General features: G+C 41.0%; 15 protein-coding genes, 1 other RNA gene and 1 other annotated feature. Of the genes, 5 read left to right on the top strand and 11 right to left on the bottom strand.

The window, feature by feature from the left end; genetic code table 11:
- Positions 1–449 precede the first annotated feature (449 nt).
- The 4 genes from GN217_RS08505 to cymR are packed head-to-tail and all read right to left on the bottom strand — an operon-like array spanning position 450 to position 3,840.
- Entirely contained in the window at positions 450–1,112 is a 663-nt protein-coding gene (locus tag GN217_RS08505; RefSeq protein ID WP_156856257.1) for a tetratricopeptide repeat protein, read from the bottom strand.
- Between the two features lie 15 nt (positions 1,113–1,127).
- The gene (mnmA, locus tag GN217_RS08510; RefSeq protein WP_156856258.1) at positions 1,128–2,240 is read right to left on the bottom strand and encodes a tRNA 2-thiouridine(34) synthase MnmA; all 1,113 of its coding nucleotides are present in this window, start codon (positions 2,238–2,240) and stop codon (positions 1,128–1,130) included.
- Positions 2,241–2,254: 14 nt separating this feature from the next.
- Positions 2,255–3,397, bottom strand: coding sequence for a cysteine desulfurase family protein (locus GN217_RS08515; protein ID WP_156856259.1), 1,143 nt, complete (start codon positions 3,395–3,397; stop codon positions 2,255–2,257).
- A 23-nt stretch (positions 3,398–3,420) separates the two neighbouring features.
- On the bottom strand, positions 3,421–3,840 hold the full coding sequence (cymR, locus tag GN217_RS08520; RefSeq protein WP_156856260.1) for a cysteine metabolism transcriptional regulator CymR: 420 nt from the start codon (positions 3,838–3,840) through the stop codon (positions 3,421–3,423).
- 828 nt (positions 3,841–4,668) lie between these two features.
- Here cymR and GN217_RS08525 point away from each other — a divergent pair.
- On the top strand, positions 4,669–5,961 hold the full coding sequence (locus GN217_RS08525) for a replication-associated recombination protein A (protein WP_156856261.1): 1,293 nt from the start codon (positions 4,669–4,671) through the stop codon (positions 5,959–5,961).
- Between the two features lie 75 nt (positions 5,962–6,036).
- The gene (locus tag GN217_RS08530) at positions 6,037–6,675 is read left to right on the top strand and encodes an RsfA family transcriptional regulator (RefSeq protein ID WP_156856262.1); all 639 of its coding nucleotides are present in this window, start codon (positions 6,037–6,039) and stop codon (positions 6,673–6,675) included.
- Between the two features lie 45 nt (positions 6,676–6,720).
- Here the strand turns inward: GN217_RS08530 and ssrS are convergent.
- The 3 genes from ssrS to hisS form a co-directional block, all read right to left on the bottom strand.
- Positions 6,721–6,900, bottom strand: a non-coding RNA gene (gene ssrS, locus GN217_RS08535) — 6S RNA.
- Between the two features lie 75 nt (positions 6,901–6,975).
- A complete protein-coding gene (gene aspS / locus GN217_RS08540) occupies positions 6,976–8,742 on the bottom strand; it encodes an aspartate--tRNA ligase (protein ID WP_156856263.1) in 1,767 nt (588 codons plus the stop codon).
- Position 8,743: 1 nt separating this feature from the next.
- Entirely contained in the window at positions 8,744–10,027 is a 1,284-nt protein-coding gene (hisS, locus tag GN217_RS08545; protein WP_156856264.1) for a histidine--tRNA ligase, read from the bottom strand.
- 73 nt (positions 10,028–10,100) lie between these two features.
- Positions 10,101–10,321 (bottom strand) — a binding site (T-box leader).
- Between the two features lie 257 nt (positions 10,322–10,578).
- On the opposite strand from hisS, the gene GN217_RS08550 reads away from it, so the two are divergent.
- From GN217_RS08550 to GN217_RS08560, 3 genes are all read left to right on the top strand, one after another.
- Entirely contained in the window at positions 10,579–10,845 is a 267-nt protein-coding gene (locus GN217_RS08550; RefSeq protein ID WP_156856265.1) for a hypothetical protein, read from the top strand.
- A gap of 173 nt (positions 10,846–11,018) precedes the next feature.
- Positions 11,019–11,327 carry a hypothetical protein gene (locus tag GN217_RS08555; RefSeq protein ID WP_156856266.1) on the top strand — a complete coding sequence of 103 codons (309 nt, stop codon included), beginning with the start codon at positions 11,019–11,021 and terminating at the stop codon, positions 11,325–11,327.
- A gap of 272 nt (positions 11,328–11,599) precedes the next feature.
- On the top strand, positions 11,600–12,661 hold the full coding sequence (locus GN217_RS08560; protein ID WP_156856267.1) for an N-acetylmuramoyl-L-alanine amidase family protein: 1,062 nt from the start codon (positions 11,600–11,602) through the stop codon (positions 12,659–12,661).
- A 49-nt stretch (positions 12,662–12,710) separates the two neighbouring features.
- Here GN217_RS08560 and dtd read toward each other — a convergent pair whose 3' ends face one another.
- From dtd to recJ, 4 genes are all read right to left on the bottom strand, one after another.
- Positions 12,711–13,157 (bottom strand): D-aminoacyl-tRNA deacylase, encoded by a 447-nt coding sequence (dtd, locus tag GN217_RS08565; protein WP_156856268.1) that lies wholly within the window; start codon positions 13,155–13,157, stop codon positions 12,711–12,713.
- A gap of 25 nt (positions 13,158–13,182) precedes the next feature.
- Positions 13,183–15,387, bottom strand: a complete 2,205-nt coding sequence (locus GN217_RS08570; protein ID WP_156856269.1) for a RelA/SpoT family protein — start codon at positions 15,385–15,387, stop codon at positions 13,183–13,185.
- 206 nt (positions 15,388–15,593) lie between these two features.
- A complete protein-coding gene (locus GN217_RS08575) occupies positions 15,594–16,106 on the bottom strand; it encodes an adenine phosphoribosyltransferase (RefSeq protein WP_156856270.1) in 513 nt (170 codons plus the stop codon).
- Positions 16,096–18,414: a single-stranded-DNA-specific exonuclease RecJ gene (recJ, locus tag GN217_RS08580; RefSeq protein WP_156856271.1), complete on the bottom strand. Its 2,319-nt coding sequence runs from the start codon at positions 18,412–18,414 to the stop codon at positions 16,096–16,098. The genes GN217_RS08575 and recJ overlap by 11 nt, the downstream gene beginning before the upstream one ends.
- Positions 18,415–18,446 lie beyond the last annotated feature (32 nt).

The raw sequence follows: 18,446 nt of genomic DNA on the forward strand, positions 1-18,446 counted from the left end.
AAGCCTGCTGCGGGGTCTCACCAAGCCTATCCTCCCGCAGGAGTCTCGAGGTGTCTGGACTGCTCCGAGGAAAGGCGTGATTTGGATTACCGTTTAATATTCCAGAAGTATAATCCTTATAACGGAATAATTTCTTTTTAAAATAATCCTTTAGACCAGTTCAGTTGCCCGGCGGACGGTGACTCCAACGGGAAAAGCACGAGTCCGAGGACCCCGCAGGAAGCGGTTTTCTTCCGAGGAGGCTGAGGCCGTGCCCGTGGAAAGCATCCGTCCGCCGGGCAACTGAACGGCGATTAGAGTTCTAAACTAAAGGTACGAACAAAGACACTTACGCTGAATGAATGCAGAAGTTCATCTATCTGTTAAAAATCATGTCTAGTCATATTCATCGCTGACTATCCGTGCTTGATAAGATTGAACTGCTTTGATTTTTTACGTGCTAATGTTGATTATTGATTTTCCAAAAACTGTTCCACTTGTTTCTTTCCGTTCGCAGCTAAATAATGGTCCGGTTGCTCTTCTAGCGCTTGATTGAAATGCTTGAGGGCTTGTTCGGCATCTTCGTTGAATACGGCGATGACACCTAAATTATAATGGGCATCGCTATGCGCCTCATCCATTTTAATCACTTCTTGGAAGACAGTCTTCGCCTCATCGACAAGTTCCGCTTGGGCGAGCGAAAGACCGTATTGGAAACGGTAATTAATTTCATCCTCAGCCAGCTCCGTCGCTCGTAATAAATAAGGTAATGCTAATTTAAATTGTTCCTGGTACTGTAAAGAAAGACCGATTAAATAATATAAATGAGCATCCTCGAGTCCTTTATCAAGTGCTTGCTGAAAATAGTTGTTCGCTTTCTCAAATTGTTCCTGTTCAAAATATAGATTGCCTAGTCCATAATAAGCAGTGGCAGCTGTGTCGTCCAAACGGATTGCTTTCAAAAAGAACCGCTCCGCCCGTTCCGCTTCCTGAAGTTCTACTAAGAGATTTCCAAAATTAATATAGCCCAATGGTTCATTTGGGTTCTCCTCAATCAATTCATTAAATAACTTTGCAGCTTCTTCATATTTCCCTTCCTGCATCATCTGGATTGCTTCTCTATTCTTATCCATGAATAATCCCCTAACTCAACCTACATAATCAAGATGTTGTTCATTTTTAATTACTTTATCAATCGTTCCTCCACCAAGACATACTTCACCGTCATAAAATACAACTGCCTGGCCTGGTGTAATTGCTCGCTGTGGTTCTGCAAATTCAACATGGACTTTTCCGTCCTCAAGTATGGTGACATTAACCTTGCTATCTTTTTGGCGATATCTAAACTTGGCAGTACAGGAAAACGAACTCTTAATTTCTTCCGGATTGATCCAATTCAGATCAGTTGCGATTAATGAATCCGAATATAAATATTCATTTCCATAGCTTTGTTCTACATATAAAACATTTTCTTCCAAGTTTTTGCCGACAACAAACCACGGCTCCCCTGGCCCACCGATTCCAAGTCCTTGCCGTTGTCCAATCGTATAGTACATCAATCCATCATGTATACCCATCACTTCACCAGTAAGAGTTTGCATTTCACCAGGTTGTGCCGGCAAATATTCACTTAAGAATTCTTTGAAGTTTCGCTCCCCAATAAAGCAAATTCCGGTAGAATCCTTCTTCGTAGCTGTTGCGAGATTATGCTGAAGAGCAATCTCGCGTACTTTTGACTTCTGTAAATGCCCTAATGGGAACATTACTTTCGCTAAAACGTCACTAGATAGCTGGTTCAGGAAATACGTCTGATCTTTATTCTCATCCACTCCACGTAGCAACTCAACTTTCCCATTATCGCGTCTTACTTGTGCGTAATGTCCAGTTGCAAGATAGTCTGCACCTAGGGACACTGCATGGTCGAGGAATGCTTTAAACTTAATTTCTTTGTTACACATGACATCAGGGTTCGGGGTACGTCCTGCTTTGTATTCATCAAGGAAATAGGTGAATACTTTATCCCAGTATTCCTTCTCAAAGTTGACAGAGTAGTAAGGAATATCTAACTGATTACATACGCGAACGACATCATCGAAATCTTCAGTTGCTGTGCAGACACCAAATTCATCGGTATCATCCCAATTTTTCATAAAAATCCCGACAACGTCATAGCCTTGCTCTTTCAGAAGCAGAGCAGCAACCGATGAATCAACACCACCGCTCATACCGATTACGACACGTGTGTTTTTATTTTCATTCATTTTAATCACTTTCCTTATTTTGTTAACCGTTTAATTATTTTCGCAACCCGCTTTGCTGCTTCGATTACATTTTCCTCTGTGTTCGCACTTCCGAAACTGAAACGGATCGAGTTTGTTGTGCATGGATTATCGTCTCCAAACATTGCACTCAATACGTGGGATGGTTCCACGCTTCCAGCTGTACAAGCACTTCCGCTTGAGGCAGCAATTCCTTCCAAATCTAAATTTGTCAGTACTTGTTCCACGTTTGTACCAGGGAAACTAATATTGACAATCGTGCTGATTGCATGTTCCTGATCCCCATTCAAGGAGAAATCAATTCCTTCAGATTTAAGCTGTTCAATAAATTGTGCTTTATACTGCTCGTAGGCAAGGTTCCTTGCTTCACGCTCATCAATGTTCAGTTGAACAGCTTCTTTAAAGCCGACGATGGCAGCAACGTTTTCTGTACCTGCCCGCCGTTTTCTCTCCTGTTCCCCGCCGAACATCAAGTTTTGCATCATAACCGAATCACGTGCATAGAGAAAACCAATTCCTTTTGGACCATTAATCTTATGAGCGGAAGTGGTTAGTAAATCGATACCTAACTCATTCACATCAAGTTCTAATAAGCCATACGCCTGAACAGCATCCGTATGGAAATAAGTGTGATGTTCTTTTAACACTGCACCAATTTCCTTAATCGGCTGAATCACTCCAGTTTCATTGTTCACAAACATAATGGAAACAAGTATTGTATCTTCTCGTAATGCTGCCTCCACTGCTTCAGGAGAAATACGGCCAGACTCATCTGTCGGTAGATAGGTTATCTCAAATCCGAGGGTTTCCAAATATTCTGCGGTATGAAGAACGGCATGATGTTCTTGCGCTGTTGTTATAATATGGTTGCCTTTTTCCCGGTTGGCAAGGGCTGTTCCAATCAACGCTAGATTATCCGCTTCCGTGCCACCACTTGTAAAGTAAATTTCCTTTTCGTTGGCACCGATACTAGAAGCTATGAGTCGTCTTGCTTCATCTAATTGTTTCCTTGCTTTTCTTCCTTGTGAGTGAACACTTGAAGGGTTCCCATAAGTTTCTTGATAGATTGCTGTCATTGCTTCTGCAACCTTCTTATCCATCGGTGTAGTTGCGGCATGGTCTAAATATATTGCTTCCATGGTGTGAATACCTTTCCTTCCTGTTAGATGTAAAACATATAGGCTTCTTCTTTATTATTATCACCAGCATCCGCTAAATCTTTTAGAGTTGTATGATCTAGCACTCCGCGGATGGCATCGCGGATTCTCAGCCATAATGCTTGTTGGGCAGGCTTCTCTTCTTCTATTCCTTCAACGAGTGTGATTGGACCTTCAAGCACCCGAATTACGTCTCCCGCAGTAATTTCTGTCGGTTCTTTTGCAAGTTTGTAGCCTCCGTAGGCTCCTCTTACACTTCTAACTAGTCCTGCATTCCGAAGAGGTGCTGCCAACTGCTCCAAATAATGCTCAGATAAATTATTTTCCTGAGCGATCGATTTCAATGATTTGGGACCTTGCCCATATTCCTTTGCAAGTTCTATCATAATTGTAAGTCCATATCTTCCTTTTGTTGTTACTTTCATTTTAACTTTGCACCTCTTTACATTAAATCATTACTATACGTAATAAATTTTCTATTGTCTATCAATTAGCTTTAATTCAGGTCATACATATTATACTATTTGCTATTATAACATGAACCGTCTCTCTCTTGCATTTCTCTAATTTCAAGTCTAAGCTTTATATATAGCGCAACTTCGATACTTAAAAACAGGAAACAAAATCATCCTCATCCGGCGCTCAGTGACTATAAAGTATATACCTAGACATCATCATTTTAATAAATTTTTCAAAATGAATTGGTAATCACCTTCATACAGCGTAAGTGCAACTTTTACCTGGAGGTCCGCAGTCCAGACACCTCTCGCTTTCCGCGGGCGGCTGGTGAGCCTCCTCGCAGGCAAGCCTGCTGCGGGGTCTCACCAAGCCTATCCTCCCGCAGGAGTCTCGAGGTGTCTGGACTGCTCCGAGGGAAAGCCCAATTTAGATCACTCTTTATTATTCCACAGATATTATTTCTATCGTGACATGGGGCTAGAATAAATGCTTTCAATAATAATCATCTTACCAGTTCAGTTGCCCGGTGGACGGTGACTCCTGCGGGAAAAGCACGAGTCTGGAGACCCCGCAGGGCGGTAGCCCGAGGAGGCTCCAGCTGTGCCCGCGGAAAGCATCCGTCCACCGGGCAACTGAACGGCGATTAGAGCGCCTTAATTAGTGAAAGAGCAGACACTTACGCTGTATGAAAGCAATCAGTAGTTTCTTTCGGTTACTTTTAAGGGAGAATTATTAGGATAGCTAACAAATTGATATATCATAAAAAGAATAACGACTAATAAAGGACGGTAGTTATGAAACAACAACCATTAGCACTACGAATGCGACCAACTCATATCAATGAAGTTATTGGCCAGGAACATCTAGTTGGAGAAGGGAAGTTAATCCAACGTATGGTAACAGCGAATATGCTTGCATCCATGATTCTGTTCGGCCCACCAGGTACTGGGAAAACTTCTACTGCGTTTGCCATCGCCAAAACAGCAGGCCTTCAAGTGAGATTATTGAATGCAGTGACACATAAAAAGAAAGATATGGAAATCGTTGTTGAAGAGGCAAAGTTAAGTGGAAATCTTGTACTTATTTTGGATGAAGTCCACCGTTTAGATAAAGCGAAACAGGACTTTCTCCTCCCTCACCTTGAAACAAATCTCATTACGATGATTGGTTGTACAACAAGCAATCCCTATCATTCCATCAACCCGGCTATCCGAAGTAGATGTCATTTATTCGAACTCGAATCCCTGGAACCTGAACATGTAAAAACAGCATTACTTCGGGCAATCGAGGACAAAGAACGTGGATTAGGTGAGATGGACATTGAAATGACTCCGGAAGCGCTCGATCATTTTGCTCAAAGCTCCAACGGGGATATGCGCGCAGCCTTGAATGGTCTAGAACTTGCGGCAATGTCAACTCCACCAAATGCGGATGATGTAATTGTCATTGAACTGGAAGCTGCGGAAGAATGTATGCAGAAGAAAAGTTTTTCCCATGATAAGGGAGGGGATGCGCATTATGATGTGCTCTCAGCATTCCAGAAATCGATCCGCGGGAGCGATGTGAACGCTTCTCTTCATTATTTAGCTAGATTAATTGAAGCAGGCGACTTGGATAGTATCACAAGAAGAATGCTTGTTATCGCGTATGAAGACATTGGGTTAGCTAATCCACAAGCAGGACCACGTGCACTTGCCGCTGTACAGACCGCGGAAAGAATCGGGTTTCCGGAAGCAAGGATTCCATTAGCTGTTGCAATTGTAGAACTTGCCCTCTCTCCTAAATCCAATACAGCCTACAAAGCTCTCGACGGCGCTCTCGCTGACGTGCGTAGTGGGAAAAGCGGTGACATTCCCTCACACCTAAAAGATAGTCATTATAAAGGTGCAAAAGATTTAGGCAGAGGAATCGAATATAAGTATCCGCATAATTATGACGGGGCATGGGTCGCGCAACAATATTTACCGGACCGGATTAAAAACAAGAGATATTATGAGCCTAAAGATACTGGTAAATTTGAGAAAGCAATGAAACATGTCTATGAAAAAATCGAACGTGAAATGAGTTTTCCAAAGAATGACGTATAAATCTTTTTTCTTGAGGCAATAATAACTAGCAACATGATAATCTATTGTTTTGCCTAGAAAAAGGAGTTGGATAAAATGGCCAAAGTGAGACAAGACGCCTGGTCCCATGAGGATGATCTATTGCTGGCAGAAACCGTGTTGCGGCATATTAGGGAAGGAAGTACACAACTGAATGCGTTTGAAGAAGTTGGGGATAAATTAAACCGGACTTCTGCTGCCTGTGGATTCAGATGGAATGCTGAAGTTCGTAATAAATATATCAATGCGATTGATTTAGCAAAACGGCAACGGAAAGAACTAAAACGAAAGCAAGCAAAACAAAATTTCTCACCTGCTCCGAAACAACCAAATCAAAGCAGGGAAATAGTAGCTGACAGAAAAGTTACGGAAGACATTACATTTGATATGGTTCTCACATTCTTGAATGAAGTAAAACAGGACTACTATGTTTCTAACCAGTCAAAAGCGACAACAGAAGCAGCATTAGCAGAAAACGAACAATTAAAAGATGAAATTACGAAGCTTGAGAAGCAATTGAAACAGACGGAAAAACAACTGGAAACAATCCAGGATGATTACCAGACGTTTATTCAGATCATGGACCGGGCGAGAAGAATGACCGTTTTAAAAGATGAACGATCCTTCACCTCCCCGAGTTTCCGAATGGATAAGAATGGAAACCTTGAACAACTAGCTAACCCTTCATCAAACTAAAACCAAAAGCGTAACGGCTATGACCGTTACGCTTTTTATTATGTACGAGATCCCGATCGTGCCGTCCATTTAAAAGTTTTGATCCCGCTTTTAGCAGGTGGGTGCCCTGTTCCAAACTGCTGATATTGTCTGCAGTAGACGGTATGGCAGGATGGAAACTTCCAGGCTCCCTATCAATTGGTGTTCGGTCAAAATACTTCGTATGGACGCACACATCAGGATTTTTTGATATTCTTTTGATTGTAAATTTATATTAACATAGCTTTTTAGAATTATCAAATGATAACCAAATCGTTTTGATTAATCTTTTTGTTTTCTAAGTTGAATCGATAATTCTTTCAGCTGTTCTTCCGCTACTCCGCCTGGTGCTTCCGTTAATAGATCTGAAGCCGAGGCCGTTTTAGGAAACAGGATTGTATCACGTAAGTTTGAACGGCCGGCAAGCAGCATGATAATCCGGTCAAGCCCTAAAGCAATACCCCCATGTGGAGGTGCACCGTATTCAAGAGCTTCCATTAAGAATCCGAATTGTTCTTGTGCTTCTTCTTCTGAAAAACCAAGAACTTGGAACATTTTTTCCTGAGTTTCTTTTTGATAAATACGGATGGAGCCTCCTCCTAATTCATATCCGTTCAAGACAAGGTCGTACGCGTTCGCACGCACATTCTCAGGTTCTGTCAATAATTTATCGAGCTCACCTTCTACCGGAGAAGTGAATGGGTGGTGTGCTGCGAAGAAACGGTCAAGTTCTTCGTCATACTCAAGCAATGGCCAGTCTGTTACCCATAGGAAATTGTAAATCGACTGATCGATTAAATCCAACTCTTTTCCAAGTTTTAGACGCAATGCACCCAAACTGTCAAAAACAACCTGGTTCTTGTCCGCAACGAATAATAATAAGTCTCCATCTGTAACTTCAACCTCTGTTATCAACTGTGCCTTTTCCTCTTCAGTTAGGAATTTGGCAATTGGTCCTTTTAGCTCTGCTCCTTCCGCTTTCAACCATGCAAGTCCTTTAGCACCGTATACATCAACATATTCAGCCAGCTTATCAATATCTTTTCTGGAGAAATTAGCTGCTTCACCTTTCACGTTCAACAGTCTCACACTTCCTCCATTTTCAATCGCCCCTTTAAACACTTTGAATTCGGATGTTTTGAAAATAGGTGAAGCATCGATAATTTCCATACCGAATCTCGTATCAGGTTTATCCGAACCAAAGCGATTCATCGCATCATCGTACGACATGCGCGGAAACGGTAACGTAATATCAATTCCTTTAACTTCTTTCATAACATATTGCATCATTTTTTCGGTCATCGCCATAATATCATCGCTTGTCTGGAAAGAAGTCTCAATATCAATCTGAGTGAATTCAGGCTGACGATCTGCACGTAAGTCCTCGTCACGGAAACAGCGGGCAATTTGGTAATACTTCTCAAAACCACTCATCATAATTAATTGTTTAAACAGCTGCGGAGATTGTGGCAAGGCGTAAAACTCCCCTGGATGGACCCTGCTTGGCACGAGATAGTCTCGAGCACCTTCTGGAGTACTTTTCGTTAAAATCGGTGTCTCCATTTCAAGGAATCCGTCATTGTTTAAAAAGTTCCGGATTGCCTGTGTTGTTTGGTGACGTAATTTAATCGTTTCCTGCAAGCCCGGACGTCTAAGATCAAGATAGCGATATTTCAACCGTAAATCCTCCGCAACGTCCGTATCATCTTTGATCATAAATGGTGGATTCTTGGATTTATTTAAAATTTCTACAGAAGAAGCAACGACTTCTATTTTCCCGGTTTTCATCAATGAATTGACGGTACTTGCTTCACGTGCGACAACTTTCCCTGAAATCTCCACCACATATTCTGAACGAATTGTATCAGCGATCTGGAGTGCTTCTGCTGATTCATCTGGATTGAATACTACTTGCACAACACCTGATCGGTCACGTAAATCAATAAAAATTAATCCACCAAGGTCGCGGCGCTTTTGCACCCAACCTTTGAGCAGAATTGTTTGACCGATATGCTCTTCATTTATTGTTCCGGCATAAATTCTTGTCATCTTACTTACTACCTCCTGTTAATTTCCCTGTCAGCGTATCAACTATATTTTCCATCGGTAGAACTTGTTGTTCACCCGTAGCCATTTCCTTTACTGTTACCGTATTGTTGCTTACCTCTTCTTCACCAAGGATTAGGACATATTTAGCTTCGTAACGGTCCGCTGCTTTCAATTGGCCTTTCATCTTCCGCATTTGATAGTCTTTATCAACTTGCACACCATTTGCACGCAGGTCATGAACTAGGCGAACAGCTGCTTGTTCCGCTTCCTTACCAACAGCAACGACGTAACAATCTAATTTGTCCGTGTCCGGTATTTCAACCCCTTCAGCTTCAAGGGCCATCAGAAGACGCTCCAAGCCCATTCCAAAACCGATAGCAGGTGTAGTTGGCCCACCGAACTCCTCGATCATTCCGTTGTACCTTCCACCACCAGCAAGTGTTGTTATCGCTCCAAATCCTTTTGCATCACTCATGATTTCAAAAGCCGTATGGTTATAATAATCCAGCCCGCGAACTAAGGTAGGATCTATGACATAGTCAATTCTCATCGCATCTAAGTACCCTTTTACTTCCTCAAAATACGTTTTCGATTCTTCGTTCAAAAAGTCAAGAATCGATGGTGCTGTTCCCATTGCCGGGTGGTCCCGGTCCTTTTTACAATCGAGGACACGTAACGGATTTTGCTCGAGGCGGACTTGACAGTCGGCACATAGCTCTTCTTTATGCGGAGTGAAGTGGTCGATCAATGCTTGACGGTGCTTCTCTCTGCTTTCTTTATCACCTAGGGAATTAATGACAAGCTTCAAGGAAGTTAATCCTAATGATTGATAAACCGTCATTGCTAAATCAATCACTTCCGCATCAATAGCGGGATCCGCACTGCCTAGCGCTTCGATACCGAACTGATTCAATTGACGCATTCTACCCTTTTGCGGGCGCTCATAACGGAACATTTCTGCAAAATAATAAAGTTTAACTGGCTGATTCACATCTCCATACAGCTTATTTTGCACATAGGCCCGGGCGACGCCAGCTGTTCCTTCAGGTCTTAGCGTTAAACTTCTCCCGCCGCGGTCCTCAAACGTGTACATTTCTTTCTGGACAATATCCGTCGTATCACCAACTCCGCGCTGGAACACTTCTGTATGCTCAAAGACAGGAGTACGGATTTCTTTATAATGATATCTCTTACAGATTTCCTTAATTTGTTCTTCAACATATTGCCAAGCTTTGACATCTTTCGGTAAAATATCAACCGTTCCTCGTGGTGCATTCATACTCAACACCATCTCCTCCTTTTCTTTCTACAAATTTATTTCCTCGAAAAAATATATAAAAATCCCGTCCCTTATAAAAATAAGGGACGGGATTTTTGCCCGCGTTGCCACCCTAGTTGATGTAAATACATCCGCTCTACACACAGTTAACGCCTGTCTACGTATATCCCTACTCTAATTTTCGGTCTATATCCTCTGGAATGTCTTTCATTGGACTATCGTATAGAAATGCTCTCAGCCAGTGACATCTCTTCTCTGCTTTACCTAGTTTCCAATTACTTTTTCCGTCAACGGTATTGTCTATTTATTCGTAGCTTATTTGAATGATTATAATCATAAGCTGTTCCAAGAAAATTGTCAAGAACGATTGTATAAGAACAACATCTTAATTTTTATTTACTGATGTTTTGATCCAGTCCTTCTTCGCGGCCCTCTATAATCGTGTTCCCAATTACGTAAGTCGTCTATTTATATAAGACACTTTCCTATTGTTCATGAAGGTTATTTATAGTACTCTGTAAGTGATTACACATTAAATAACCGGGGGTGGAGATTTAATGAAAAACAACAATGATACTATTTATGAAATTATCGTGCATGCTGTTAATTTGCTCTTGCTCGGATGTATCGGTATTCTCGCCTTTTTCTCTGTGGTAAACATTAGCCCAAACCAAAACCCCACCTCTGACATGATTGCATTTATCACCATTGCTTTCCTGACTGCAATGTGGGCATTCAATTATTGGCTCCAGTTAAAGAGAAAAAAATGGATTCTACCAATAGCCGGAACTGTCCTTTACGTCGCCATCTCTTCCTGGATGTAGGCATACCATTCATATACGACGTTTTTATTAGATAAGCCCGCAACCATCCAGAAAAGCTTTACCACGGATTCCATTACGGAGTGTATTGACACCAGGCCCTTTCACCCCTTCGAACAGGTCATAAAATGTATATTGAAAAGGATTACACTACAAATTACTAGGGTGGAGATTTAATGAGAACTAATGTTACTATTTATGAAATTGTCGTGCATGCTGTCAATTGGCTCTTACTCGGACTGGTTGGTTTTGTTGCATTTGGTCTCTTAATAAATATTAGCGAACCAGGACCAGTCCCCAACTTTGGAATTATCGATTTCCTATACCTTATTTTTCTCCTAGCAATGTGGGGTCTGAACTATCGGCTCCAACTCAAAATTAGAAAATGGTATCTACCGCTAGTCGGAACCATCCTTTTTATCACCATAGGTTTGGTTGTTCTAGGTGTGGTTGTTCCATTCCTAAATCATATGATTTACCTTTAAATAACACCGCAGCCATTTCTTAACGCCTCAAGACGGATACCAGTACGAATCGTTGTAGCGCCAGGTCCTGTTAAGTTTTTCATGCAACTTAGCATATTTTTGTGCGCAGGGCATCTTGCTGTGCCTGTCTTCCCATTGATTTCTCTGTTATGATGTCTGCAGCAAATTTCAATCGCATTGATTGCTGCACCGTTAGCTTTGCCACTAGCACAAAAATTTATTATACTTTAGAATACTACTATAGACTGTACTTATAGATTGGAGGAACAAATTTGTCTTTCAGAAAGATTATCATCCTCTCTTTCACATTTCTTTTATTACTTACTTCAACGGCTTTTGCAAAAAATGCAATGATCGAAGAAGATAAATTGAATGTCCGAACTGGACCTGGTACAGATTTCGATCGTATCGGACAAGTTAACAGCGGGGATGAATATGAAATCCTTGAAGAAACGGACGAGTGGATAAAAATTCAATATGCCGATTCGGAAGGTTGGATTACAAAAGAGTTTGTGACGATAAATGAAGAGGACGATCCAGTTAAGGAAACAAAAGAAGAGGAGGAAAAATTAGAAGAACCTTCCTTGTCTACTGTGACGATTCAGCAAGATGGAACCCATCTAAGAGAAGAAGCTTCTCCCGGTTCTGATATTGTTGCATTTACCGATAAGGAGGAAGAATTTGAAGTTGTCTCGGAAACGGAAAATTGGCTGGAGATTACAAATGATAAGGTATCAGGTTTTGTTCTACGAGATTATATTGAACAAACCGGTAACCGGAACACTAGTCTGCGGGGTAAAACCATTATAATTGATGCGGGACACGGCGGTAGAGATGTCGGAGCAATTGGTATTAGCGGATCCTACGAGAAGGACATTACCTACTTGACGGCTAGAGAGTTGGAAAGGGAATTGACGGCACTTGGAGCAGAAGTCGTTATGACTCGACAGAATGATGAATTCATCCCTCTAGAAAGCCGTTCCAGCTTAGCTAACGTTATCAATACGGATGCTTTCTTAAGTATCCATTACAATAGCTTCCCTGAAGTTCCAAGTGTTTCAGGTATTGAGTCTTTCTATTATCATGATCAATATGAATCGCTTGCAACTTATGTCCATGGTGAAATTATTAAGGAAACAAATGAAAAAGATAGAGGAATTTCTAACCAAGATTTATATGTCACCCGCCTAACGTTTAATCCTGGTATATTGCTTGAACTCGGGTTTATATCCAATGAAGAGAGCGATGAGCTATTACATAGCACGGGATATCAAAAGAAAATGGTGACCGGTATTATCAACGGTCTGCAGCGTTATTTCGCAGACACCGAATAACCAAAAAAAAGAAGCAGGGATGCAATTATTACATATCCCTGCTTCTTTTTTATTTATCTTTGCTGTCGATTAGGATAGTGACTGGACCGTTGTTGGTTAGGTTAACGTCCATCATAGCACCAAACTCACCGGTTTCTACATGGATACCTTCCTGCCGCAGTGCTTCATTAAAACTTTCGTATAGACGATTAGCCACGTCAGGCTTTGCCGCATGAACGAAACTTGGTCTTCTTCCCTTTCTCGTGTCCGCATATAACGTAAACTGCGAAATTGACAAAATGCTTCCTTCCGCATCTTTTAAAGACAAATTCATTTTTTCATTTTCATCTTCAAATATACGCAAATTGATGATTTTATTCACTAAATAATTAACATCTTGCTCGGTATCCTCATGTGTCACCCCAAGCAATACGACGAGACCGTGATCGATTTCACCTACGACGGAACCATCTATGGTTACGGATGCATTGGTTGTGCGTTGAATTACTGCTTTCATTTCACTATTTCTCCTTACTTTACAACTAGTTGATCGTTCTTGTTACAGAGTATACATCTGGGATTTTCTTTAATCTGCCAACAATTTTTCTTAAATGACCCGTATTTTGAATAAGAATTGTCAAATGAATGACAGCCATTTTATTCTTATCCGTTTGCCCATTCACATGGGTAATATTTGTCTTCATTTCACTTACAGCGTGAAGCACTTCATTAAGCATTCCTTGACGATCATACCCTGAAATTTGCAAATCGACATAGTAATGCTTCGTGTCTGTATAATCGTCTTCCCAAGATACGTCTATAAATCGTTCCTTCGCTTCTTCCGTATCGATATTCGGACAGTCGGCTCGGTGCACGGACACACCCCGTCCTTTCGTAATATAACCTCTGATTTCGTCACCTGGTACAGGGTTACAACATTTCGCTAAACGTACTAATAAGTTTTCTACTCCTTCTACCCGAACACCTGAATCTTTACGATGCGCTCTCTTTTTCGTCTTTTCAGCCGATTCCTCGGAAAGTATCTTTTTAACACTTTCTTCTTTTTCTCTATCTTTCCGTATCGTATCTGTTAACCTTGTAGCTACAAGTGCTGCTGTAATTCCTTGATAGCCGACCGCTGCATAAAGATCTTCTTCATTCGTAAAGCTGAATTTCTCACAAACTCGTTTCAAATTCTCTTCGGTTAATACTTCTTTTGGAAGAATGTCGAGCGCACGGATTTCCCGTTCGACAGCTTCCTTCCCTTTGATAATATTTTCTTCCCGGCGTTGTTTCTTGAAAAACTGTTTGATTCGGCTTTTCGCTTGTGAAGTTTTTGCGATTTTCAACCAATCCTGCGATGGACCATAAGAATGTTTCGAGGTCATCACTTCAACAATATCGCCATTTTTCAATTTATATTCAAGGGGTTCCATTTTTCCGTTAATTTTGGCCCCAATCGTTTTATTACCAATTTCCGTATGGATTTTATAGGCAAAGTCGATTGGCACAGACCCTGAAGGGAGTTCAACCACATCGCCTTTAGGTGTGAAAACATAGACCATATCAGAGAATAAGTCGATTTTTAATGACTCAATAAACTCTTCCGCATCATGGGTTTCGCTTTGCCAATCTAGTATTTCCCGAAACAGAGATAATTTCTCTTCAAATGAACTGCCTGAACCACTCTTCGCCTGTTTACCTTCTTTATATGCCCAATGTGCAGCAATCCCGTACTCTGCAATTTCATGCATTTCCTTTGTCCGGATCTGCACCTCAAGCGGATCACCCTTCGGACCGATAACAGTCGTATGCAAGGATTGATAAAGGTTCTGTTTTGGCATCGCAATATAATCTTTAAATCTTCCAGGCATCGGCTTCCAGTTTGTATGGATAATACCGAGCACAGCATAACAATCTTTAATACTGTCTACAATAATCCGCACAGCGAGCAGATCATAGATTTCATTAAATTGCTTGTTTTGCTTCACCATTTTTTGATAAATACTATATAGATGCTTCGGACGACCGGACATTTCCGCTTCAATATGGACTTCATCCAGTTGAATCGATAATTGCTTGATGACTTCCTCAATATATGTTTCACGCTGTTCTCGCTTCTGTTTCATTAATTGTACGATGCGGTAATATTGCTGCGGGTTTAGATACCGTAGCGCGGTGTCTTCCAATTCCCATTTAATCGTTGAAATTCCGAGACGGTGAGCAAGCGGGGCAAATATTTCGATTGTTTCATTCGCTTTTTGCCGTTGTTTATGTGGTGGTAAATGCTTCAATGTCCGCATATTATGCAGACGGTCCGCAAGCTTAATGAGAATGACCCGAATGTCTTTTGCCATTGCAACAAACATTTTGCGGTGGTTCTCCGCTTGTAATTCTTCTTTGGACTCGTACTTGATTTTCCCAAGTTTCGTTACACCATCGACAAGCAAAGCAACTTCCTCATTAAACTCTCCTTCAATTTCTTCCAGCGTCGTCTCAGTATCCTCAACGACATCATGTAAAAATCCACCTGCAATGGTCTCCGCATCCATTTGCAGATCAACAAGTATCCAAGCAACCTGGACAGGGTGGACGATATACGGTTCTCCTGACTTTCTAAATTGGCCTTCATGGGATTTTTTTGCATATTCATAGGCGCGTTTAATAAAGGTTAGATAGTCCGTTGATAAATATTCACTTGCCCTGTCCATTAATTGTTCAATTGTTATAACTTCATCTTTTGCCATTTAATCACCTTTATCAACTATCTGAAATTATTTGACTTATCTGTAGATAAGGAAGTTTCCTTAATAATTATCCTTTTAAATAACTTCCATTATATGCGTTTATTCGTCCACTGTCTATAATTACGGTGAAAAAACAAGAACAGAATCGAATTTGTGGATATATTAGAAGAGGTCTGACCAATATATAGCCAGACCTGATGTGCATATTAGTACGTCATCAAAGATAGAACTTCATATCCTTCTAATTTATCAATGCCATTCAAATAGCTCAACTCAATAAGGAATGCGCAGCCTGCTACTACTCCACCGAGCTCTTCAACAAGTTTAATTGTTGCTTCGATTGTTCCACCTGTCGCTAGTAAGTCATCTGTAATAAGAACCCGCTGGCCTGGTTTAATCGCATCTTTATGGATGCATAACACATTCTCACCATATTCCAGACCGTAGTTTACTTGAATCACTTCTCGAGGCAACTTGCCTTTTTTTCGAACAGGTACGAATCCGCGGCCTAACGCGTAAGATACAGGGCAACCTATAATAAATCCTCTTGCTTCCGGGCCTACGATAACGTCTACTTCTTTTTCTTTGGCAAACTCAACAATATCATCAACTGCTGCGCGGAATGCATCACCATCAGCCATAAGCGGGGTAATATCCTTAAAAGAAATCCCTTCTTTCGGCCAGTCATCTACAATTTCAATATATTTATTATAATCCATTTATCATTTCCTCCTTGGACTTTTCCGTTTCAAGGTAATTTATATATGGTGTAAACCAGTTTTTAAACTCCTCATAATTGGAGTAATACAATTGCTGTTCAATCTCTAACTGTCGTAACCTTTCCTGATACACATCAGCAGTTTCCAAATCCTTTTTCTCCGGTGTTGGATTGACATGAACTACTCCATTATCCATCCTAACAAATTCAAGCTCGGAAAAAACACGCAGCATGAAAACAACATGTTCTTTGGACCAAGATTTTACTTTCATGATGGACTGGATTTCCCGCTTCATGTCGATTGTTTTCCGCTTATGAAACAGTGCATATAACCAGACAAAGTCTTCTCTCGTTGGAAATGTCTTTAAATAGGCACTGTCATTTAATTGGAAACAAGCATAAATATTAACTGGTTGTATCTTCTGGATGAGTTGAATTAAGTCATTCAATCGAGCTGGCAGTGTACACAAAATCAGGTGAGGAACTTTCTGTAATTCCTGGCCTTTCGCTTCATAGCTGATTGTGGGAATAAAGCTATATTCTAGTGGATTTTCCGAGACAGCGATAACTTCTTCATTTGCCAAAAAGCTGAAATCAACATTTTTTCTGCCACGATAATCGAATAGCTGCCAATCCTCTATTCGCATATCCTGAATCATAATCTGGGGTTTGCGGTTGCCATTCCATTCATTGATTCCTAACTCCCCAACTACTTGTAGAGGGGTGTTCGGCGAAATTGCATAATAAAGATTTCCAAATCCAAAGCCGATTCCATCCAAAAGCTTTCCATCTTCGCGGAATTGCAATTTCAAATGGTTTTTCTTGCTTCCAATCTGCCTTCCCTCAGCAGGAATATGTTCGATCTTGAAAACAGGTTTCGGATTCCCCATTCCATATGGTGCCAAACGATTGATTTCATCGATTAACCCTTCGTTTATCTCAGCGATTTCCACTTCTCCACTAATTATAATTTCTTCTTTGCAGTCCTCTTCCGTCAGTTGCTCTTTCATATATCCGTCAAGTGCTTCCTGAATTTTTTCAACATTCTCAAGAGGGATCGTCATCCCCGCTGCCTGAGCATGCCCACCGAACTTTGAAAATAGATGGCGAACTTTCATGCAATTCGTGAATAGATCAAAAGCTGGAATACTTCTTGCGGAACCTTTTAATTCATTCGTTTCTGGATTAAAGTTCAATACAATTGCCGGGCGATCAAATTGCTTCACAAGTCTAGAAGCAACGATTCCCAGTACACCTTCATTCCAATTTTCCTTATATACAATCATAACACCGAACTTGCTTGGGTCTACCATTTTCTCTGCTTCTTTTCTTATCACTTCTACAATCCGCTGTCTTTCCTGATTCAACTGATCTATTTCTTCAGCAAGCTCTTGGGCTTCCTCTTGGAACTCGGTCAGTAGAAGTTCGACGGCAAGACCGGCATCCTGCAGCCTTCCAACTGCGTTCAAGCGTGGTCCCATTTTAAAACCAACATCTTCTTCTGTCACATTTCCTTCGATTTTGCAGATCTGTTTTAATGCTGAAATTCCCGGTGTATTGCTTATTGTTAATTCTTTCAGTCCGTAATAGGATAGTACTCGGTTTTCATCCGTTAACGAAACTAGATCGGCAATCGTTCCAATCGCTACAAACCCGAGCAGATGTTTCGGAAAAAACCCAAGTAAGTACTGAGCGAACTTGAATGCAACCCCTACTCCAGCCAATTCTTTAAATGGATAATCCTCAGAGAGAGCGGGATGAATAATTGCATAAGCATCAGGGAGTTCATTCTGTGCCTCGTGGTGATCGGTAATAATAAGGTCAACGCCAAGAGCTTTTGCCACATTCGCTTCGTGAACAGCTGTAATTCCATTATCCACCGTAATGATCACTGTAAACCCGTTAGCATAAGCTTGGCGGAAAGCTTCTTCATTCGGTCCATAGCCTTCTGTAAATCGATTTGGTATGTAATAGGAACAATTTGCTCCAAGCTCTTCCAAAGCCTTAATGAGAACAGCTGTAGAAGTGACACCATCTGCATCATAGTCACCGTAAACTAAAATCTTTTCATTTTGTTCAATTGCTTCTCTTACACGCGTGGCTGCCTTATCCATCCATTGGATCTTTTCAGGTGGATGAACATCGTCCAAAGATGGGAATAAAAACTTTTCCGCTTCCCTAGACGAGCGAATCCCCCGTTGCAGCAATAGTTTTTCAACAACAGGAGAAAGTTTAAAAGATATATCATTTATTAATTTTGCATCAGATTCAATTGTTAATGTTTTCCAGTTTGCCTTGCTATGTAACATAAATTCACCCCTGACCAATCTATTATACAAAA

Origin of the sequence: Oceanobacillus sp. AG (genome assembly GCF_009746545.1) — a bacterium.
In the GTDB taxonomy this organism is placed as follows: Bacteria; Bacillota; Bacilli; order Bacillales; family Amphibacillaceae; genus Oceanobacillus; species Oceanobacillus indicireducens.